Source organism: Chryseobacterium paridis, assembly GCF_016595215.1.
Classification (GTDB): domain Bacteria; phylum Bacteroidota; class Bacteroidia; order Flavobacteriales; family Weeksellaceae; genus Chryseobacterium; species Chryseobacterium paridis.
The window spans coordinates 415,328-437,336 of sequence record NZ_JAENHK010000010.1 but is presented as its reverse complement, the minus strand read 5'-3'; the positions used below and the strand labels follow the sequence as shown (position 1 = coordinate 437,336).

At 34.6% G+C, this 22,009-nt stretch carries 20 protein-coding genes; 10 read left to right on the top strand and 10 right to left on the bottom strand.

Going from position 1 to position 22,009, the window contains the following annotated elements:
• Window positions 1-13 precede the first annotated feature (13 nt).
• From JHL15_RS11425 to JHL15_RS11405, 5 genes are all read left to right on the top strand, one after another.
• On the top strand, window positions 14-742 hold the full coding sequence (locus JHL15_RS11425; protein ID WP_200245847.1) for a DUF72 domain-containing protein: 729 nt from the start codon (window positions 14-16) through the stop codon (window positions 740-742).
• Window positions 743-870: 128 nt separating this feature from the next.
• Entirely contained in the window at window positions 871-1,737 is an 867-nt protein-coding gene (locus tag JHL15_RS11420; protein ID WP_200245846.1) for a polysaccharide deacetylase family protein, read from the top strand.
• A 98-nt stretch (window positions 1,738-1,835) separates the two neighbouring features.
• Window positions 1,836-2,495, top strand: coding sequence for a YggS family pyridoxal phosphate-dependent enzyme (locus tag JHL15_RS11415; protein WP_200245844.1), 660 nt, complete (start codon window positions 1,836-1,838; stop codon window positions 2,493-2,495).
• Between the two features lie 56 nt (window positions 2,496-2,551).
• Window positions 2,552-3,736, top strand: a complete 1,185-nt coding sequence (locus tag JHL15_RS11410; RefSeq protein WP_200245842.1) for a sigma-54-dependent transcriptional regulator — start codon at window positions 2,552-2,554, stop codon at window positions 3,734-3,736.
• A gap of 72 nt (window positions 3,737-3,808) precedes the next feature.
• Window positions 3,809-5,173 carry an MATE family efflux transporter gene (locus JHL15_RS11405; protein ID WP_200245840.1) on the top strand — a complete coding sequence of 455 codons (1,365 nt, stop codon included), beginning with the start codon at window positions 3,809-3,811 and terminating at the stop codon, window positions 5,171-5,173.
• A 225-nt stretch (window positions 5,174-5,398) separates the two neighbouring features.
• Here JHL15_RS11405 and JHL15_RS11400 read toward each other — a convergent pair whose 3' ends face one another.
• Complete coding sequence (locus JHL15_RS11400; protein ID WP_200245838.1) at window positions 5,399-5,968, bottom strand: Crp/Fnr family transcriptional regulator; 570 nt, start codon at window positions 5,966-5,968, stop codon at window positions 5,399-5,401.
• Between the two features lie 77 nt (window positions 5,969-6,045).
• Between JHL15_RS11400 and JHL15_RS11395 the strand changes: the two genes are divergently transcribed.
• Window positions 6,046-6,741 carry an HAD family hydrolase gene (locus JHL15_RS11395; RefSeq protein ID WP_200245837.1) on the top strand — a complete coding sequence of 232 codons (696 nt, stop codon included), beginning with the start codon at window positions 6,046-6,048 and terminating at the stop codon, window positions 6,739-6,741.
• A gap of 143 nt (window positions 6,742-6,884) precedes the next feature.
• Here JHL15_RS11395 and JHL15_RS11390 read toward each other — a convergent pair whose 3' ends face one another.
• The 6 genes from JHL15_RS11390 to JHL15_RS11365 form a co-directional block, all read right to left on the bottom strand.
• Complete coding sequence (locus JHL15_RS11390) at window positions 6,885-7,424, bottom strand: hypothetical protein (protein ID WP_200245836.1); 540 nt, start codon at window positions 7,422-7,424, stop codon at window positions 6,885-6,887.
• Between the two features lie 231 nt (window positions 7,425-7,655).
• A complete protein-coding gene (locus JHL15_RS11385) occupies window positions 7,656-10,058 on the bottom strand; it encodes a S9 family peptidase (RefSeq protein ID WP_200245835.1) in 2,403 nt (800 codons plus the stop codon).
• A 141-nt stretch (window positions 10,059-10,199) separates the two neighbouring features.
• Window positions 10,200-10,628: a DoxX family protein gene (locus JHL15_RS11380; RefSeq protein ID WP_200245834.1), complete on the bottom strand. Its 429-nt coding sequence runs from the start codon at window positions 10,626-10,628 to the stop codon at window positions 10,200-10,202.
• Between the two features lie 66 nt (window positions 10,629-10,694).
• Window positions 10,695-11,570: a GTPase Era gene (era, locus tag JHL15_RS11375; RefSeq protein ID WP_200245833.1), complete on the bottom strand. Its 876-nt coding sequence runs from the start codon at window positions 11,568-11,570 to the stop codon at window positions 10,695-10,697.
• A gap of 74 nt (window positions 11,571-11,644) precedes the next feature.
• Complete coding sequence (locus tag JHL15_RS11370) at window positions 11,645-12,541, bottom strand: carbohydrate kinase family protein (RefSeq protein ID WP_200245832.1); 897 nt, start codon at window positions 12,539-12,541, stop codon at window positions 11,645-11,647.
• A 30-nt stretch (window positions 12,542-12,571) separates the two neighbouring features.
• Window positions 12,572-13,573, bottom strand: coding sequence for a LacI family DNA-binding transcriptional regulator (locus JHL15_RS11365; RefSeq protein ID WP_200245830.1), 1,002 nt, complete (start codon window positions 13,571-13,573; stop codon window positions 12,572-12,574).
• A 293-nt stretch (window positions 13,574-13,866) separates the two neighbouring features.
• On the opposite strand from JHL15_RS11365, the gene JHL15_RS11360 reads away from it, so the two are divergent.
• From JHL15_RS11360 to JHL15_RS11345, 4 genes are all read left to right on the top strand, one after another.
• Window positions 13,867-14,430: a Crp/Fnr family transcriptional regulator gene (locus JHL15_RS11360; RefSeq protein WP_200245828.1), complete on the top strand. Its 564-nt coding sequence runs from the start codon at window positions 13,867-13,869 to the stop codon at window positions 14,428-14,430.
• Window positions 14,431-15,823: 1,393 nt separating this feature from the next.
• Window positions 15,824-16,327, top strand: coding sequence for a hypothetical protein (locus JHL15_RS11355; protein WP_200245826.1), 504 nt, complete (start codon window positions 15,824-15,826; stop codon window positions 16,325-16,327).
• 228 nt (window positions 16,328-16,555) lie between these two features.
• Window positions 16,556-18,532: an RCC1 domain-containing protein gene (locus JHL15_RS11350; RefSeq protein WP_200245824.1), complete on the top strand. Its 1,977-nt coding sequence runs from the start codon at window positions 16,556-16,558 to the stop codon at window positions 18,530-18,532.
• Window positions 18,533-19,516: 984 nt separating this feature from the next.
• Window positions 19,517-19,843, top strand: coding sequence for a DMT family transporter (locus tag JHL15_RS11345; protein ID WP_089026144.1), 327 nt, complete (start codon window positions 19,517-19,519; stop codon window positions 19,841-19,843).
• A gap of 55 nt (window positions 19,844-19,898) precedes the next feature.
• Here JHL15_RS11345 and JHL15_RS11340 read toward each other — a convergent pair whose 3' ends face one another.
• From JHL15_RS11340 to JHL15_RS11330, 3 genes are all read right to left on the bottom strand, one after another.
• Window positions 19,899-20,666, bottom strand: coding sequence for a class I SAM-dependent methyltransferase (locus JHL15_RS11340; protein ID WP_200245822.1), 768 nt, complete (start codon window positions 20,664-20,666; stop codon window positions 19,899-19,901).
• Window positions 20,666-21,475, bottom strand: coding sequence for a type I methionyl aminopeptidase (map, locus tag JHL15_RS11335; RefSeq protein ID WP_200245820.1), 810 nt, complete (start codon window positions 21,473-21,475; stop codon window positions 20,666-20,668). The genes JHL15_RS11340 and map overlap by 1 nt, the downstream gene beginning before the upstream one ends.
• 84 nt (window positions 21,476-21,559) lie before the next feature.
• The gene (locus JHL15_RS11330) at window positions 21,560-21,991 is read right to left on the bottom strand and encodes a BT0820 family HAD-type phosphatase (RefSeq protein WP_200245819.1); all 432 of its coding nucleotides are present in this window, start codon (window positions 21,989-21,991) and stop codon (window positions 21,560-21,562) included.
• Window positions 21,992-22,009: the final 18 nt, after the last annotated feature.

The following is a 22,009-nucleotide window of genomic DNA, read 5'->3' as shown; positions in this document are numbered from 1 at the left end:
AGAGGGAAAAACTATGAAAAAAGACACCATTTATATTGGATGCTCAGGCTTTTACAATAATGACTGGAAAGGTTTTTTCTATCCAGAAAATATAGCCAGTAAAGATTTTCTTGCATTCTATTCCCAAGAATTCAATGCTGTAGAGATTAATTCTACTTTCTACAGAAAACCGACAGCTAAAACGCTTTTAAAATGGTTTGATGAAACCCATGACGAATTTAAATTTTTCATTAAAATTCCTAAAAGCATTACCCATGAAAAACGACTGATAGATTGTAAAAATGAAATTTCAGAATTCTGTCAACATATTCATGAAAATCTAAAACATAAACTTTCCGGGTTTCTGTATCAATTCCCTCCCTCTTTCAAAAATACACCAGAAAACATTGATTTAATTTTGAATAACCTTGACTTCACATTTTTAAATGTCATTGAATTTCGAAATGCTTCCTGGTGGCAGAAGGAAATATTTGAAATTTTGAAAAATAAAAACATTGTTTTTTCCGGAGTTAGTTTTCCTGGTAACCTTCCCGAAGATTTGATAATTAATCATTCCGATATTATCTATTATAGACTCCATGGAAAGCCTGTACTTTACAAATCCGCATACACTGAGGAATTCCTCAATGATTTAGCCGAAAAAATACACAAATCGCAAAAGAAAGCATTTATATTTTTCAATAACACCTGGGGTATTTCAGCAATCAAAAATGGATTGTATCTAGAAAAGATTTTATGGTGAAAACACTTTAAAAATTAACACATTAAAATATTCTTAAAAGGCAAATATTCATTAAAATTGGCATACATATTGTTAACATCTATTTGTAAATTTTAACGATATTTAACAATTAATCTCCAATTATTTTTATGAAAAACTTTTTTGCAGAAAAGTCTAAAAACGTGACTTTTCTTGGGATGTTTGCATTGGTGAGTGCAACTTCAATTTTATTTAACAGCTGTAATCAGAAAAAAGATGAGAAAGAATCTGAAAAGATGATTTCCAAAGGACATCCCGTCGCAAAAATAGTCCCCCAATTGAAAGATGATGAAGAAATAACTGATAAGAGGGTTATTTATCTTACTTTCGATGATGGGCCCAATCGAGGTACCGAAAATCTACTTAAAGTTTTACGAAAAAGAAATGTATGTGCTACCGCCTTCCTGGTGGGAAAACATTCTTATGATAGCAACAGACAAAAAAATGACATGGAGCTTTTAAAGAAAGATCCCCTGATTGAATTGGCTAATCATAGTTTTACACATGCCCATAACAAATACTCTAATTTTTACAAAAATCCGGATGCTGTTGTACATGACTTCGACAGAGCCAAAGACTCCCTGAGACTTCATGACAAAATAGCAAGAACTCCGGGAAGAAATATTTGGAGACTCAACAATATTAATGTTACCGATATTAAAAGTTCGACCCTGGCAGCAGATGGTTTGAAAAAAGCAGGTTACAAAGTCATTGGCTGGGATCTGGAATGGAAGCCTACCAATAAAATGGTATTAAAGGGTAGCCATGAAGCTATGTTGAAAAAGGTAGATAGTATATTTTTCAATGACCTTGAGAAAACTTCCAGACATCTTGTTTTTCTTACCCATGATCAATACCTCGCAGATACCGATTCCATTAATGAGCTGGATCTGTTTATTGAAAAGTTACAGAAAAGCAATCGCTTCGTATTCAGAAAGATTTCTGCCTATCCTAAAATCAATGAAGTTTTAAATTAAAAGCACATTAATTATATGCTATGGTTTCGACGAGGAGGAAAATGAAAATTTTATAAAATTATTAGTTTTTTGCCTTAAGAATTCAGAAATTTGCAATTATGGATATTAAAGAAAATTACAATACTATAAAAAATCAACTTCTGGAAGGTGTTGAGCTGGTGGCTGTTTCAAAAACTCATCCTGTTTCAGCCATTCAGGAAGTCTATGATTTGGGACAGAAAGTTTTCGGTGAAAATAAGGTACAGGAATTAATGGAAAAATATCCACTCCTTCCAAAAGACATTCAATGGCACCTCATAGGACATCTGCAAACGAATAAGGTAAAATACATTGCTGAATTCATCGATACCATTCAGAGTGCAGATTCTGAAAAAATAGTTTTGGAGATCAATAAAGAAGCTGGAAAGCATAACCGTACAATCAAAGTTCTTTTACAAGTAAAAATTGCAACAGAAGACAGCAAATTTGGTCTTGAAATTACTGAAGCCAAGGATCTGTTTCAAAGATATATCAATGGAGAATTTTCTCATGTTGAAATAACAGGTCTAATGGGAATGGCCACTTTTACAGAAGATAAAGAACAGGTGAAAAGAGAATTTTTAACTTTAAAAAAAGTTTTTGATGAATTAAATCAATTAAAAAAACTAGATACATTATCAATGGGAATGAGTGATGATTTCCCTATTGCCATTGAATGCGGCGCTAATTCGGTAAGAGTTGGATCTGCTATTTTCGGGCGAAGAGATTATTCTAAATAAAGTATTTAGGTACAATTTTTGCTAATAATTCAATCAAAAATTCTAAATTTGCAACTATGCAAAAAATCCTTATAGTAGAAGACGAAAAAGCAATCTCAGGAGTACTTCACAGTATTCTTTCAGATGAACTTACCAATTACGAATTTGTTGTAGCCGAAGATGGTTTGGAAGGCTATAAGCATTTGGAAAAAGAAGATTTCGCATTGGTGATTTCAGATATAAAAATGCCTAAACTTTCAGGAACAGAACTACTAAAGCAAGCTTTGATACTAAAGCCTGAAACTACTTTTATTATGATCTCGGGACATGCAGATATCGATTCTGCGGTGTCTTGTTTGAAGGATGGTGCATACGACTTCATTTCCAAACCAATTGACATCAACAGGTTGATTACAAGCGTAAAAAATGCTTTGGCTAAAGAAACCCTGAAAAAGGAAAATAAAAATCTTCAGACCGAGAATAAAACACTCAAAAAGAAAGTCAACAAAAAATACCAGATGATTGGGGACTCTCCTGCTTTGCAGAAGATTCAGGATATGATTGAAAAGGTGGCTGTTTCTGATGCCAGAGTATTGATAACAGGACCGAATGGTGCAGGAAAGGAATTAGTAGCGCATGCAATTCATAATCAAAGTGAACGTGCAAAAGGACCTATGATTGAGGTCAACTGTGCTGCAATCCCATCAGAACTTATCGAATCCGAACTTTTCGGACACGTTAAGGGTTCTTTTACAGGAGCTATTAAAGATAAGCAAGGTAAATTCGAGCAAGCAACAGGAGGTACCATTTTCCTGGACGAAATCGGAGATATGAGCCTTATCGCACAGGCAAAAGTATTAAGAGCACTTCAGGAAAGTAAAGTTTCTCCTGTAGGAAGTGATAAAGAGATAAAAGTTGACGTAAGAGTACTTGCAGCAACTAACAAAAATATGCAGAAGGAAATTGAAGAAGGGAAATTCAGAGAGGATCTTTACCACAGACTTTCTGTAATTGAAATTTATGTACCACCATTGGATGAAAGAAAAGAGGATATCAAATTATTGGTAGACCATTTTTCAGGAATGATTTCAGACGAACATGGTACTGCTGTGAAAAAATTTGATAATGAAGCTATTGAAGCGCTTAAAGCACTTTCATGGACTGGAAATATCAGAGAATTAAGAAATGTTGTTGAAAGATTAATTATCCTGGGAGGAGCTACAGTTTCCAAAGAGGATGTTGCAAATTTTGTAAGAAAATAATTTAATTATAACCTAAATAAATTATAAAAAATTTGCAGTCGTAACACTGCAAATTTTTTTTTTGTTAAAACTATGAGCTTTTTAAATAAAAACTATACGAAAGAATGCCTTACTTTGGCGCTACCCGTAATGCTAACGCAGGTAGGACAAGTATCTGTAAACTTATTTGACAATATTATTGTTGGAAAGTTGTTGGGAGCAGATGCATTAGCTTCTGTATCTTTAGGGAATGCAGTATTTTTCTCAATGTTTGTATTAGCGTTGGGATTTTCCTTTGCAATTCCACCTTTGGTTTCAGAAGCACATTCGAGACATGACCATAAAACGATTAACTCCGTTTTCAGCCATGGCTTTGTTATTAATATGACCGTTGGTGTTATTTTGATGGCTATATTACTATTAGGATTGCCTCTACTCTATCATTCCGGACAACCGGCTAAGATTGTTCCTGATACGGTTCATTTTTTGGGGATCATGGCAATAAGTATGATTCCTTTTATGGCATTTCAGACCTTAAGAGAGGTTTCTGAAGGATTGTCATATACGATCGGGGTAACAAAAGCGACTATCATTGCCAACGTTATCAATATTGTTTTAAACTATGTTTTTATCAAAGGACTTTTCGGATTACCTCCAATGGGAGTAAAAGGATCTGCATTAGCCAGCTTGATTGCTAGAATCTTCATGGTGGTCTTTTTATATTTTGTTTTAGTAAAAGAAGAAAGAACCAGACGATATATCAAAGATTTTTCTTTAAAGATCCAGGTATTCTCTAAGCAAATGTTTGATAAAATGGTAAAATTAGGACTACCTACGGCTTTACAAATGTTCTTTGAAGTAACCGCTTTCGCAGGTGCTGCATTCATCTGTGGATTAATCTCTGCTCATGATATTGCATCTCACCAGATCGCTTTAAGTATGGCTTCATTTACCTTTAACTTATGTGTAGGATTCAGTGTTGCCTCCACAGTTATGATCGGGAGAAAAATGGGTGAACAGAATTATGTTGAGCTCCGAAAAGTGGGGATCAATAACTTAAAGATTGCTTTTATCTTTATGTGTATCTGTGGGATTGTATTTATTTTGGGTAGAAATATTCTTCCTACTTTCTTTACGAAAAAGGAAGAAGTGGAAGTGATTACACTGGCTTCAAAATTAATGATCATTGCTGCATTATTTCAGCTATCAGATGGAATTCAGGTGACCGCTTTAGGAATGTTAAGAGGTATACAGGATGTTAAGATTCCTTCTATCTACACATTCATTGCGTATTGGGTGATTACAGTACCTTTAGGCTATTTACTTTGTGTCACGTTAGGAATGGGAGCATTTGGAATGTGGATCGCTTTAGGATTGGGATTAACGGTATCTGCGGTCTTTCTTGTAAAACGATTTTTAAATATGTCTGCAAAGAAAATAAAACAGAATAGAGTATAATAATCAGATAAGTACAAATAGTTCTTTAGAGTTGAAAATTGAAAGTTGAGAGTTGAAAGTGAGGGAAGCTTAGAGATTTCTGGGTTGAGGAGTTATGGGGTTCGAGATGCGGGATTCGAGGTTTGCGTTGTTGTTCAAATTATATTTTTGCACTAACTTCTAACTTCTCATTTTCCACTTTCAACTCTCCACTTTCCACTTTCAACTTTCAACTTTTTTCATTTTTCATTTTTCATTAAGGCTTTTCAGCGCTCTGTTTAAACTTCTTATGGTAACTCCTAAATAAGAAGCCATATCTTCTTTTGAAATCTCGATTTTCTGTTGGGATTGTAATTTTAGAAGTTTTTCTAAATTATGTTCTGTTGTATACAATTGCTGATAAGAGGCTCTTGTTGATGTATTTACAATACGCTCAGCGAAAACATCCAATAATAAATTATTAAAGGCTAAGTCACTTTTGAGCAGCGATCTAAAATAAGGAATTGAAATCGCGTAAACAGACACCTCCGTCATCGCTTCAATGGAACAAAGACAGTTAATATTTTTGATGAATTCTATTTCCCCAATAATTTCGCCTTTCCCTAAAAATTCAATTATAAATTCTTTGTCATTTTCTTCAGCTAAATAGCATTTTGTAATCCCATTACTAATTAGCATGATCTTGGAAGGTGCTTCGTTCTGAATCAATATTCTTTTTCCTTTTGAAAATGATTTGATGATAATATCTTCTTTACGCTCCTGTTTAGCGTATAGCTGCTCTAAATAGCTTAAAAATGCTTGGTTGGTTCGTAACATATATGATCCGGGACAAATGTCCTTTGTTCTTGTGTTTTTTATTCTGATTTTTGCTCTCAGAAATGTACAAAAGTAAAATGAAAAATCATATAACAACAATAGCGTTTGATGCAGATGATACGCTTTGGGTAAATGAGCCTTATTTTCAGGAAACAGAAAAAGAGTTTTGTGCCTTGCTTGAGGATTATCTGCCACATCATTCTGTATCACAGGAATTATTTAAAACCGAAATGCAAAATCTCCATTTGTATGGTTATGGCGTAAAAGGTTTTATGCTTTGTATGGTTGAAACCATTTGCAGGGTTTCTAACGGAACCGCTTCTCTCCAATTAATAAACAAGGCCATTGAATTAGGACATGATCTTTTACAACAACCTGTTCAGCTGTTGGAAGGAGTGACAGAGACATTAGAAGCCCTGAAAGGAAAATATCGATTGGTAATGGCGACAAAAGGTGATCTTCTTGATCAGGAACGAAAGCTTAAAAAATCGGGACTGGAAAAGTATTTTCATCACATCGAAATTATGAGTGATAAGAAAAACAGTGATTACGAAAAATTACTGAAACATTTGGATTGCCAACCTGAACATTTTCTCATGTTAGGCAATTCCATAAAATCAGATATTATACCTGTCTTAGACATTGGAGGATTTGCTGCACATATTCCATTTCATACCACCTGGGCACATGAGCAACATGAACACCAATTGAAACACGAAAGATTTGCTGAACTGGAGGATATCAGCGGAGTTTTGAAATATTTGAATTATTAAGCTTTTTTCAGAGTAGCAGCAAAAGTGATATCATTTCGAATACAAACCGTAATTCGGCGGATGTGGGTCAGAAATGAGGTGAGAATTCTTCTTTCATAAGATTCTTAACTACGCTTTGCTTCATTCTGAATAACAATGACAGATTATAATACAATTCCACTATATCCTAAGTAAGTAAGTCTTGCACCTACAATAAATTCTTCAAAGCTTGTATTATCATCTGCATTGTCATTTTGAAGTTCAAAATAATATTCGTCAGGATTAAATCTTCCTCGTAACATATGTTCAACGGAATTATTCTGTACAGATGTTTTACCTTGAGGAAATACCCAAAAACTAAATCTTTTTGTTTGAGGATTTGGATTTAATAACTTAAGTTCGTCAATACTTGAAATTCTTAAAATATAGCTGCTATTTACTTTTGTTGGATCTATCAATCCATTCTCAAAGATTAATTTAAATCTCTTATCTAAGTTTTCTGAAAATTCAATAATTTTCACAACATCAATGATTACTTTATCCTTTTCAATTTTAATTTGGGATTTTAAGTATTTTTGATAATCCTGTTTTATGTATTCTTTCTCAAAGTGTTCTTTTGCGGGATGATATTTTCTGTTTTCTATATTTTCAGTTTGTCCGAAAAGCCTACCCATCAAGGTAATTACAAGGAAAATTGTAAACATTTTTTTCACAACTAACTTCATGGTACTAAATTATTGTAAATTATTTTAACAGATTCTTCATTACGCTTCGCTTCATTCTGAATGACAGCGCTAAGTTATACAAAGTACATTGTCATTTCGAGCGTAATGAAATGAAGCGAGAAATCTGTTTTAAGAGATTGCTTCGTCGCCTTGCTCCTCGCAATGACATGAGGAAAATAAAATCGCTCCTGATAGGAGCGATTTTTCAATTTATTTCTTCAAACATTTTTCTAAGAACTGATCCTGTTCCCATAAAAGGTGAAGAATGTTTTCCTTAGCAACATAACCATGAGCTTCTTTTGGTAAAAGAACCATTTTCACAGGTGCTCCAAGGTTTTTTAGTGCCTGGAAATACCTTTCTGTCTGTAAAGTAAACGTTCCAGGATTATTATCTGCATCACCATGAATTAAAAGTAATGGAGTTTTCATTTTATCCGCATTCATGAATGGAGACATCGCATTGTAAATTTCAGGAATATCCCAATAATTTCTTTGCTCACTCTGGAAACCAAATGGCGTCAACGTTCTGTTATAAGCTCCACTTCTTGCAATTCCACAAGCGAAAAGCTTAGAATGGGTTAAAAGGTTAGCCGTCATAAAAGCTCCGTAAGAATGCCCTCCAACAGCCACTTTCTTTTTATCAATGTAGCCTAGCTGATCTACAGCATTGATCGCTGCCTCTGCATTGGCAACCAATTGAGGAATAAAGGTATCGTTAGGTTCTGTTTTTCCCTCCCCGATGATTGGGAAAGCTGCATCGTCAAGGACAGCATATCCTTTTGTCGTCCAGTACACAAAAGATCCATAATATGGGAATGTAAAGTCATTAGGGTTTTGTGTATTCTGTCCGGCTGTATTCTTGTCTTTATATTCTGTCGGATACGCCCAGATTAGTAATGGAAGCTTTTCATTTTTTGCTTTTCTGTCATAGTTTGCAGGTAGATAAAGAGTTCCCGTCAATGTTACTCCATCATTCCTTTTATAACTAATTACCTCTTTATACACATCTTTTATGCTTTCAAAAGGGTTTGCAAAAGTAGTTACCGGCTCCGATTTATTGGATTTAATATTCTTCTTGAAATAATTTGGATACTGACTTGCAGATTGCTGGATGGTCAATACCTCTCCTTTTGAAGGATTAAGAATATCTATAATTTCTTCTTTAGCATTTTTTAAATTAGAAGTATACAACCTCTTCTTCTTCAAGGTTTTCATATCCATTTCATCGATGAAAGGATGTTGTCCGTCCTTTGTAAAGCCATCTCCAATAAGATATGCTTTTCCTCCTTTCATATCAATTACATTTCTACCAAATTGATTTTTTGTAGTATTGAAGTTTCCAGGATCGCTGTACACATCCTGATAATTTCTGTCATCAATTACTTTCGATTCACCGTTATTTAAATCAACTAAGAACGATTTTGTATTTCTGGTGTCATACCAGTCTTCCGAAACAATAGCATAATGATCATTGGTCCAGCTTGTTCCTTCGTATCTTTGTTTGGTTTTAAAGAAAGATTTTGCCGCTGTATTGAATGGCGCTTCCCACGTAAAGATTTCGTCTCTGTATTCAGCGGTTTTGGATTGATCTCCACCATCCAGGGCTTCTGCATAGACAAGAGTAGCAGGCATATCACTTCTCCAGCCCATATCCCTTTTTCCTGTTCTTACGGACGCAAATCCCTTAGGCATTATTTCATTTAAAGGAACTTCATTCACTACTTTCACAACATTTCCCTGAGCATCATAAACTGTTGTTGTCATTGGAAATCTGTTCAAAGGAACGATATAAGAAAACGGCTTCTTAATCGTTGTAGCCATTAAATAATTTCCGTCCGGAGAAAAACTCAGACCAGAATACATATCCTGATCTTTTACTTTTTTAAGCCCTCCGGCAAGATCGACATTATAAATATCAGAAGCGGTAAGAATTTCGAAGTTTTTCTCATCCTGAGGATTCTTCAGAAGATCCTGATAGGTTCTGTTTTGAGAAACTTTTCCGTCAGCTGTAGATACAATAGGACCCGTTGGAAGATCTTTACTGGAATCAATCAAAGAAGGTCTGTTTTGTGGAAGTACCTTGATCAATAAATTCTGAGAATCTTTATACCATGTATATGGGCTTCCTAAGTTGGCATTCAGATTATCATTGGTGATTTTTTTAGCTGTTGCTGTTTCAAGATCTACAATCCAAAGCTCCACCCCTTTACTTGTTGTATTGGTAAACGCCATTTTTTTCTCGTCAGGAGAAAAAGACATATTGGTTATTTTTGGATTGGCAGGAAGTCCTTTTACCTGAATTTCTTGTTTATCATTGATCTTTCTAACCTTAAGATTATTGGAGTAAGTTGCAGTGCTTGAAATATTAGTAACAGGATTGATTCTTAATCCTCCTAACTTCATTTCCTGTTGGCTAAGATCTTCTAAGGTCTTATAAGTAGGACGATATGTAAATACAACCCAATCTTTTTTGCTGTTCATTAAAACACTTGGAGGTCTTTCATAATCTGCGAGTTTAAGAATTTCCGCAGATGGTTTCTGATAAGTAACGTTTTCCTGTGCCTCGTAGAAATTAAGAAATGCCAAAAGGCAAATAGTTAGTTTTATCTTCATTTTATCACATTTTTCACGAATTTAGTAAATTTTGTAGTTATATAGGATAAAATTACAAATTGCAATAAAGATCTAAATACAAAAACAAAAAAAGAGCATTAATAAATTTAATGCTCTTTTTATTTTATATTTTCCAGACTGTTACCAATCGGATGCTCTTTTACGTTTTTCAATCATATGATCTACTGAAAATCTTCCGGCTCCAATAGCCACTAAGAGAAGATACACAGATAAATAAATCAATCCTAATTCCTGTTTTTCAAAAGGCTGCCCTCCAAGAACTACAAAAACAGCGATCACCATTGTAAATAGCAAGATCCCTAATGCTACCCTTGTAAATAATCCTAAAATCAGGAGTATGGAACACACAAATTCTCCTATTATAGTCAGAATTAAAGTAATCTGCGGACCGAGACCCAGAAAATCATAAAATTCAATTTTATCTGGTCCAAACAGCATCTGAAGCTTGGGAAATCCGTGAGAAAGCATGGCGAATCCAATAAAAACTCTCACAATTAACAGTATAATATCTCTAAATATGGGATTAGAATTTGAGTTACTATAATTCATGTATGAAAAATTTAGTTTAAAGATAGTAAAATCTTTCAATACAACGATGATTATTGGTGTTTTAGTTTACCTGTAACCAAAATTCTTTAAATCTCTGTCATTTTTTCGCCAATCTTTTTTCACTTTTACAAATAAGTTCAAGTGGATTTTTTTAGCAAAAAATTTCTCTAAATCTACTCTCGCTTCTGTTCCTACTTTTTTGATAGCCTCTCCTTTATGCCCGATAATAATCCCTTTTTGGGTATCTCTTTCCACATAAATAATAGAATCTATAAAAATAATCCCCTCCTTTTCTTTAAATTGTTCGGTGACTACTTCTACGGAATAAGGTATTTCTTTATCATAGTTCAAAAGGATTTTCTCACGAATTGCCTCGTTTACAAAAAATCTTTCTGGCTTATCTGTATACTGGTCTTTATCATAATAAGGAGGATTCTCCGGTAACATAGATTTAAGTTTCGGAAGAATAACATCAGTATTAAAAGCATTTAATGCAGAGATCGGTAAAATTTCAGCTTTAGGAATTCTGTTATGCCAATCCTCTACCAGCTTTTCAAGTCCTTCCTGATTGGTCTGATCCACTTTATTTAATAACAACAAAACAGGAACAGGGATTTTATTGAGCTTTTCAATTAAAAATTCTGAAGGCTCAGCTTTATCTGTAACATCCACGATGAATAAAAATACATCAGCATCCTGCAAAGAGTCCTTTACAAAATCCATCATTTTCTCCTGTAAACCATATTTTGGATCTAATACTCCCGGAGTATCAGAAAATACGATCTGTAAGTCTTCTTCATTATAAATTCCAAAAATTCTGTGACGTGTGGTTTGTGCCTTCTGCGTTACAATCGCAAGCTTCTCCCCCATTAACTGGTTGAGTAAGGTAGATTTTCCGGCATTAGGTTTTCCAACTATATTTACAAATCCTGATTTGTGCATAAAAATTATATTACGGACTGCAAAGTTACTAAAAGAAAACTGGTCTTTAGGATAAATTTTAAAGATTTAAATCTTTAGTACTGATCTCTGAATTTCTGAAAATCCTCATATTCATAGTCTGGGCAGGCACCTGGCTTTGATGTAATAAAAGCACCCAGAGCAATAGCTTCTTTCATAATTTTATCCGGAGCTTCATTTTTAATTCTTTTAGAAATAAATCCGGCAAGAAATGAATCACCACTTCCGACAGTATCGGCAATCGTGATAGGAACAGCAGGACAATCATAGCTTTCATTTCCTACAAAATACCTTGCTCCTTTACTTCCCTTGGTAAGAACGATTTCATTAATTTTAAAATGATTTTGAATAAAAGCAGCACTTTGATCTTCATTGATATATTCTTCATTAAGGAAACTCATGATCTGCCTCATTTCCGATTTATTCATTTTTACAATATCGGTTTTATGAAGAAGGTTCTTGATAAGCTCTATTTCAGTAAATGGGGGTCTGAAGTTGACATCAAATATTTTTAACCTTGCATATTCCAGAAGTTTAAAAAGGGTTTCTCTGGTTTTTTCATTTCTCGCCGATAAACTTCCAAATATGAACGCATCTGCGTTGGAAACCAATTCTACAAGTTCAGGAGAAAACGCTATATAATCCCAGGCTACTTCATTAATAATTTCATAGCTTGCTTCATTATCTGCATCTATCGTAGCAATAACCGTACTGGTAGGTTTTTCATCATCAATCTGAATATAGTCTGTGGAAATCCCCCAATTTCTTATCTGATTGACCAATTGATCTCCAAGGTCATCTTTTCCTATTCTACTGAGTACTTTTACATCTATTCCTGCTTTATAAACATTGTAAGCCACATTAAAAGGGGCACCACCCGCTCTTGAGCCTTGAGGAAAGATATCCCATAGAACTTCTCCGAAGCATACTACATATTGGTTGTTTTGCGTCATTGGTTAAACGTTTAAATATTGATTAAAATTTTATTTTACTGATTTTTTAATGATTAATTCTGCCTGACATACTACCCTTTCCCCTTTCATAGAAAAGTGTGCTGTTTGCTCATCCAGAAGTTTTATAGCTTGCTTTGCCATTTCTTTCAGTGGTTGCCTGATACAGGTAATTTCTGTGGGAAATAAGCTATAAGCATCTGTTTCATCAAAAGCAATCACAGAAACATCTTCAGGGACTCTGATCTTATTTTTAGCAAGATAATGCAGTCCTGCATTCCCTATTTTATTATTTAGAAAATACAACGCCGTCTTTTTTGATCCGATTATAAGATTCTTTTCAAGCCCGGCATGTACTTCAGATGTCACATCTCCCATTTTTACAAGGATTTTCTTTGCGGTAACACCACTTGAAGATATCTTCCTTTCAAATCCCTGTTGCCTGTCCTGTAAATGTGGAAGTGTCGTATCATATCCGATATAGATCAGTTCTTCGAAATTGTGCTTCATAAGGTAATCGAAAATATGTTCTGAAATTTCGAAATTATTGAGCGTTACAGCCGGGAAGCTAACATTCTCCAGGTAATAATCAACTGAAACAAGAGGATATTCGTCCTGTAAAAGTCTTTTAATGGCTTCATCTGATCCTGCAACCGGAGTTACGATCATTCCATCTACCTGTTGTTCGGAGAATAGTTCTGTCAACTTTTTAAATTTTTCCGGGTTTTCATCAGAACTTCCAATAAGAATCGTATATCCCAGCTTCATGGCTTCATTCTCTATACACCTGGCTATATTAGAATAAAAATCATTGGAAATATCCGGAACTATAAGTCCTATAAGTTTGCTTTTATTCATTTTTAAGCTTCGGGCAATCTTATTGGGAGTATAATTTATTTCTTTTGCAATCTCCAAAATTCTGTTTTTTGTAGACTCGCTGATCCTGCTCCCCTCCTTTTTGTTGATAACATAGGAAACAGTTGCTACGGAAACTCCGGCAATTCTTGCAATATCTTTTATGGAAGCTCTCTTCATTGTTTTAGGTAACGTACAAAAGTATTTTATAATTTATAAAAAAAGAACCAGGAATATATTTATTTTCTATAAAATTATATATAGTTTCATAACTTTAAAATCTACTGGTCATCAACAAAATACGTAAGAATGATCAAGGTTATTGCCTATTTTCTTTTGTATTCTTTTCAATCAATATGTATCGACCTTTAATTATTTTTCTATTTTAAAAGTCATAAATATAAAAATTAATTCCTGATATTATTGAATTAGTCATTAAAAACAAATAATTTTACTCATCTCAATTTGCTTTCATGACCATAGACGAAATCATTGACCATTTGCTTATTCTCCCTGAATCTTCAAGGGAAAATCTAAAAACTTATATCACAGAAGTTTCTTATCCAAAAGGTTTTTGTCTGATGGAAGCAGATAAAATCATTTCACAGGTTTATTTTATTAGAAAGGGAATTGTTCGTGCCTATGCTTCTACTGTAGACAATGATATCACCTTCTGGTTTGGAAGCGAAGGGGAAACCATCATCTCAATGAAGAGCTATGTACAGGACAAACCAGGTTATGAAAGTATTGAATTACTGGAAGATTGTGAACTCTACCAAATCGATACTGAAAATTTAAGAAAGCTTTTTAACGAAGATATTCATATTGCGAACTGGGGACGAAAATTTGCAGAAAGAGAGCTTGTAAAAACCGAAGAACTTATTATTTCAAGACAATTTAAAACCTCTACAGAACGGTATAAAGATCTGATGCGGGATAAGCCTCATCTTTTGAGGAGGGTTCAGCTGGGACATATTGCTTCTTATTTGGGCATTACACAGGTGAGCTTAAGCAGGATTCGGGCTGAAATTAAATGATGTGTTGTAGTGTGGGGGGAGGTTAATCGCAAAGACGCTATTTTTTTCCTGCATTATGTTTTTAAGACGCAAGGATTTTTTATCAAAGATAAAAATTGAAGATCTGCGTAATCTGCTTGATCTGCGAGAGATACAACGTACTGTCATTGCGAGGAACGAAGCAATCTCTTTTTTTATGGTGTTCTTTTACCTTGAAGCAAAAGAACCAAAAGTTCAAGACTGGAAGCTTTCGCTAAAAATGAGTTCTGCTCACTAAAAATTCTAAAACTTGCGCGGATGTAATGTGAATTTATTATTGAATGGATGTCCCGCGCTTCAAACAGTAGAATTTTTTTAACGTTCACAGAAATCATTTTCTTAACGCTACAGCTTCCTAGGTCGATTAAGAATCTATTTCCAAATTTGAAATTTTAGCCTTTTTAATCTGCGTAATCTGCAAAATCTGCGAGAGCTTTTTCAAACCACAAAAGGCACAAAAGTTTTCTTTGACTGCGTTTTATTTTAAACACTTTAGTGCACTTTAGCTTTAAGATAAATAATAATGTATAAGAAGTACACATAAGTTTAAAAAAAATCAAAGATTTTTCTTATCAACCCTATTCTAATTTTCCCTCTTTGTCATTCAGAAACGAAGCGAAAGCGTAGTGAAGGAATCTAAACATCGTAGAAAGAAACTTTACATTCAAAAATTTTTTAAAAAAATTGCCGAAATCTTCGATTTCTTGCGCCTTAAAAAACGTTTACTTCTAAAACCCTTTGCGCCTTTGCGATTAGCCAAATATTAACGTAAAAAGATAAACCATTAAGGATTATTTAAGCTGTTAAGAACATTAAGATGAGCTGTCGCTTACAATCAGAATGATTATCCTTAATTCAACTTCACTCCTTCATAAAAACTTAATGGTTCAAACTAAATCAGCGAAGCTACTCTTTGCTTTCTTAATCATATGCATCCTTAGTATAAAACTTTGCGTTGAAAAAAAACCTGCCGAAAATCTTTGATTTTCTTGCGCCTTAAAAATGCTTCCATTTTAGAAACCCTTGCGCCTTTGCGATTAACCAATTTAAAATTATCAATTATTCATCCATATCACCTAAAAATTCATTTTAAAATTTCACATCTTAAAACATTTTAATGTACTTCAATCTTTATGATCAGGAAACCACACTGTAACTTAATTGTTAAAAAACAGATAAATACAAGTTTTTTTAATGTAAAGATTACTACAAAACACCTCAAAAAATCGATTTTATCATTATCATAGACATAATATAAAACTATGGATTTGATAAATAAAAAGGCATTCTAATAACATTCTAATATTTTTTTAATTTTTTTTTAAGCTATTTATCTTTTTTATTTTCTACTTTTGCTCCCGAAACACAACAACAAATGAAAAAATTAACAATGACTTGCGCAGGATTCTTCTGCATGATGCTACACGCTCAGGTAGCTATCGGAAAAGACAACATCACCAATCCAAGCACACTTCTTGAATTTGGATCGGAAAACAAAGGAATCATTCTTCCTTCAGTAGATTCTGCTCCCGGTGCTGTAGGCGGTACTTTTATCGTCAACACCAATGACAAAGCGGTACAATACCACAATGGTTCTGACTGGACCAACCTAACTCTTTCTGGAGAAGCTGTAGCCAATCGTTATGTGAACACACAGATTGCTGATAAAGCAACAGATCAAGGTGTTATTATTGGAGCTAACACTTCTTCAAAACCTGGAGTATTGGTATTGGAATCGACCACAAAGGCGATGATCTTACCCAAAGTATCTAACCCACACACTAACTTTAAAAGCCCGGTAGCAGGTACGATGGTCTATGACACGAACAGTGACTCTTTAGCGGTTTGCGATGGACAAAACTGGTTCTTCTGGCAATAAGCTTATTTTACAATTAAACAACATTAACTATACGATCTCACGTATTCATTCATCGTGCTCAATAGTCTCAAAGGTCATAGACCAATGTTCTATTGAGTACTGGATGATATAAAAAACAGATTGCTGTTTATCTTTTGATATCAACCTATTTCAGGATATGAAATCCTGAAACGCTATAATGATGCTTACTATTTAACAATTAAAAAAAATTTAAAACACAATTTTATTATGAAAAAATACATTTATTTCATGCTGATGATGGCTCCGGGAATTACCGGTAGCCTGCAGGCGCAATGCGGCACATCCGGATGTAATGGGAATACATATGTTCAAAGTAATGATCCCAATACCATTGAATATGATAATATGGTTTCCACCTTTCATTCTTCTATGGTAAAAGAAGCTTCTGGAAAAGTAATGGTTTGGGGAGAAGCTATTGCACGTAATGGCTCATCAGATGTACTTTCTCCTATCGAGCTTAATTCAACTAATTATCCCGGACTTACCGGAAATATCTTAAAATCTACAGGAGGGAGTTATAGTACAAGAGTAGAAAATAATAAGGGACCACAATTTGTTGTATTAACAACAGATGGTCTTTTCGTATGGGGGCTAGTCAACAAACTTGTTAGTTCATCAATTAAAAATACAGCAACTTTTGGAAAAGTAAGCATTGGTACATACGGGATATCAGGAACAAAAGCTGATGGTCTTCCTGAAGGAGTGAATCCTACAGATGTTAAAATGATGTTTGGATCCTATCGAACCTTAGCGATTACTACTTGCAATGGACAAGCATGGGTTTTATCAATGAATGGCTCTAAAAATGGGGATGGAACATCACAAACAACAGCAAATAACAGAGTATGGCATAGGGTAAAAACCGGAAACGGAGACAATGAGTTTCTTACTGATGTTGTAGCTGTAAGAGGAAACACAAATGCTCTTATGGCATTAACCAGCAATGGTAAAATTTATACATGGGGAACTGGTACTTATTTAGGAGATGGTTCAGCACGGAGTAATAGAGCCTACGCAACGGAGATGCCCCTTCCTTTAGACTGGCCTTCCAGAGCAAGACCTAAGATGATTGGAATGACCAGAAATAATTCATCTGATAATACTTATTATCTTCTGTCTTCAGATGGTAGCCTGTATAGTCTCGGCTCTAATAATGTAAAGCAACTTGGAGATTTTACCACCACTAATAGAACAACATGGGTGCGGGTAAAAAAATCAGCTACTGAAGATATGAATGATATTACCTGGATTAGTCCTCAGGAGCATGATACAGACCATGCAGCTATTAATGCACTAACTACCAATGGAAAACTCTATGCTTGGGGAAATAATGATGGGTGGATGCTTGGAATAGAAAGTAGAAGGGGTAATGATCCAACATTTATGCCTGGTGGACTCGATGATAATGATGTTTTAATGGCAGTAGAAACTGGAGGGCATACCACTATGGTTATAAAACAATGTAGTCAAAACTTTGGATATGTAGGTCATCGTGTCAATGGAAGTATGGGTAATGGATCATCTGCTAATACTACAGAAAATGAATATACATTTTTTACAGCAAAAATTAATCTTTGTGGATCTAATGCCCAACCAGACGTAATCAGTAAAAAGATTTGCTCTGAAACCAAGGTCGATCTGATTACTATGCATACGGGAGCTACACCTAATGGTTACGAACTCAAATGGTATACCACCCCAACAAGAGACGCTGGAACAGAGGTTGCCAACCCAGGAGCAGTAGGCCCTGGTACTTATTATGCTTTTTACATCCCAACAAATACAGGGAATTGTGATAACGCACCCGCTTCAGACCCTGTTGTCATCTCTAATCTGGCACCCGGAGATCCAGGATATGAAAATTGTACCTGTAAAGTTCCTATAGAAACCGGCACCGGTTTATCCAGCAAGTTTGGGATCTCTACCAAAGAGTCGCACTCGAATAATTGGCCAACTCAAGTTCCCAATGGACATATGGTATTAGATGCCTCTAAAAAAGGAATGGTAATCACTCATATGACCACCGCACAGATCAATGCATTAACCCCCGTAGCAGGAATGATCGTTTACGATACAGACGCTAAATGCGTCAAATTATACAGAGGAAATAACCCTACCGTAGCCTCGGATAGAAAAGGATGGGTTTGTATCCAAGCCGGATGTAATTCAGAAGATAATTATTAACCAAGGCTATATTACTCAAGAATAATAGCATTTTCATTTTTTGTACCATCTGTCTTTCGGGGCAGATGGTTTTTTGTTGTGATGAACTGGTATTTTTGGTTGATTGTGTTTTTGGTCAATCGCAATGGTGGTAAGTTTTCTTTAATGTATTATGCTTTTAAGGCGCAAGGATTTTTATCAGAGATAAAAATTGAGATCTGCGTAATCTGTGTGATCCGCGGGAAATAAAAGCACAATGAGCGTCATTGCGAGGAACGAAGCAATCTCTTTTTTTATCATGTTCTTTTACCTTGAAGCAAAAGAACCAAAAGTTCAAGACTGGAATCTTCCACTAAAAATAATTTCTGTTCACTAAAAATTCTAAAACTTGCGCGAATTCATTGTGAGTTTTCCAATTCGGCATTGTTGTCGCGCTTCGGACAGTAGAATTTTCTTTACGTTCACAGAAATCATTTTCTTAACGCTACAGCTTCCTAGGTCGATTGGGAGTTGTTGCCAATCTTTAAATTTTTGCCATATTAATCTGTGAAATTCGTGAAATCTGTGGGAAATAAAACGTACCGTCATTGCGAGGAACGAAGCAATCTTTTTCACCTTATTCTTTTGTCTAAATTTATACTAATACACAAGCTTCATCAGCGATGCTACCCTTTGCCTTCTTAAACAAAGCTGCATCATTATAAAACCTTTGCGTTAAAAAAACTGCCGAAAATCTTCGATTTTCTTGCGCCTTAAAAACGTTTCAATTGTAACATCTCTTGCGCCTTTGCGATTAACCAAAGCATGATTGCTATTCCAAAGCTTCTTGATACGGTTTCTTCAAAACCTACTACTCGAAGTGACGAGTTGACTTCCTTGTAATAAGCTATTCTATTTCATCATTAGGAATAGTATAATTTAAATGGGGAAAAATTCATTTTTTAACATTTGTAAAATTTTTACTGCCCGTAAATATGGAACTTTGCACCATAAAAAAAAATAAAGATGAACTGGATTATTTTAATTATCGCAGGATTGTTTGAAGTTGCTTTTGCTTCTTGTTTAGGAAAAGCAAAAGAAACATCAGGATCAGAAATGTACTATTGGTTTGCCGGCTTTCTGGTTACCATGACCATCAGCATGCTTTTATTAATCAAAGCGACACAGACTCTTCCAATAGGAACTGCTTACGCTGTATGGACAGGTATTGGTGCTGTGGGTACTGCTTTAATGGGTATGTTATTTTTTAAAGATCCGGTAACGTTTTGGAGAATATTTTTCATTACTACACTGATTGGATCTATTATAGGACTTAAAGCTGCTTCACACTAAAGACAAACCTTTCATCAAAATAAAAAAGTCTTCAATAATTGAAGACTTTTTTATTTTATTTCTTGAAAACAACAGGTAAGATCTCATTATGTCTTAATCCGTATTTTTTAATTTCTTCTTCTGAAAATTTCTGTGAATAGAAATTGATATCTACATCAAATCCTGCTTTTTTCAACCTGTCAAAATAATCCATCCCATACCAACGTACATGATCATACTGACCAAAATGTTTCTGCCGTTCTTTTGGGTCTTTAATGCTAAAATCTTCATAAGTTTTTTCCAATGAATTTTTCATTGGCACCTGAAAAATCCCCCATCCACCAGGTCTCATTACTCTATACAATTCGCTGATTGCTTTGGCATCATCTTCAATATGTTCTAAAACATGATTACAAAAAACAATATCGAAGCTTTCATCAGCAAAAGGAAGGTCCAGAATATCTGCTTTCACATCTACAATAGGAGAAAACAGATCAGCGGAGATATAATCAAGGTTTCTCATTCTTTTGAACTTCCTTAAAAATTCCTGCTCGGGAGCAATATGTAAAACCTTATAATTTTTAATAAAAAAATCAGTTTCGTTCTGAAGGTACAGCCACATCTGACGATGCCTCTCTAAACTTAATGTTCCGGGAGACAAAGCATTTTCTCTTTGTTTTCCATATCCATAAGGGAGGAATTTACGATATGATTTTCCATCAATCGGATCAAAGAATTCATCACCTTTAAAAAACTGATAAATAAGAGGTCTGGCCCATATACTCATGGTAATAAGCATAGGACGTGGAATAGTGTTTAATAAAAGCTTGGTTACTTTTTTCATTAAAAATCCATTTGAAAAGGCTTCTCCTCATCACTTTGAATGCCTAAAGCTTCGTACACATATTCAAAGGTAGAAAGCAACACTGGTTTTCCATTGATTACCGCGACATCATGTTCGAAATGTGCAGATGGTTTATTATCTAAGGTAGTTACCGTCCAGCCATCATTATGAAATTTTACTTTCTCAGTTCCAAGGTTAACCATAGGTTCAATAGCAATGGCCAAACCATCCTTGATAACCTTACCACTTCCTTGTCTTCCATAATTCGGAACCTGAGGATCTTCATGCATCTTTCTTCCTAAACCATGTCCTACAAGCTCTCTAACCACTCCATACCCTTCTTTTTCACAATGTGCCTGAATAGCGTGAGAAATGTCTCCAATTCTCTTTCCTCTGATACATTGTTCAATTCCTTTATATAAAGATTCTTTTGTTACCTGTAATAGTTTCTTAGTTTCCGGATCAACCTCTCCTATTTCGAATGTATAGGCATGATCTCCTACAAAACCATTTAAAATAACTCCACAGTCTACAGAAATTACATCACCTTCTTTAATGATATCATTATTCGGAAAACCATGTACTACCTGATCATTAGGTGAAATACAAAGAGAATTGGGAAACCCGCCATATCCTAAGAAAGCAGGTTCAGCTCCATGATCTTTAATAAAATCATGTGCTAATTTATCTAAATACAAGGTGGTAATCCCTGGTTTGATTTCTTTTGCCAACATTCCCAATGTTTTAGAAACCAATCGGGCACTCTGCTTCATGAGACGAAGTTCGTCTATTGTTTTTAATTGAATCATGTTCTAATGTAACAATTTATGAATTTGCCAATGCAACAATCACCAATATTAAAATTGATGATCTTTCACATGGTTGTACTTTTCTTACCAGAAAAGTCCTTTTTTCTTTTCTTTTTTAAGCTTAGAATAGGCCAAAACTTCTTTTCCTTCTACACGAAACTCTATTCTTTCACTAATGATGTTATAGATCTCTCCCCATCCTGGAAAACCTCCTAAATTTCTATCATCAATGAACCAATCTGCATCTATTTTTCTGGATTGTGTTTCAGGATCAAAAACTTCTCCTTCGAAACTGCCATTAACAGAATAAAATTCTATTCCGTTTTTTTTGCAGAATTCTACTGCTTCATCTAATGTTTTTCCATGTCTGTATGTCCAAAGAATTAACCTATATCCTTCTGACTGAAGTTTTCTTAATGTTTCAAATGCAAAGATCTTTGCCTTTCCAATGCCGGGATAAGCATCGTCAACAATTGTTCCGTCAAAGTCTACAGCAATTTTTTTGTTATTTAACATTTTCTGCGTTTTTAGCTG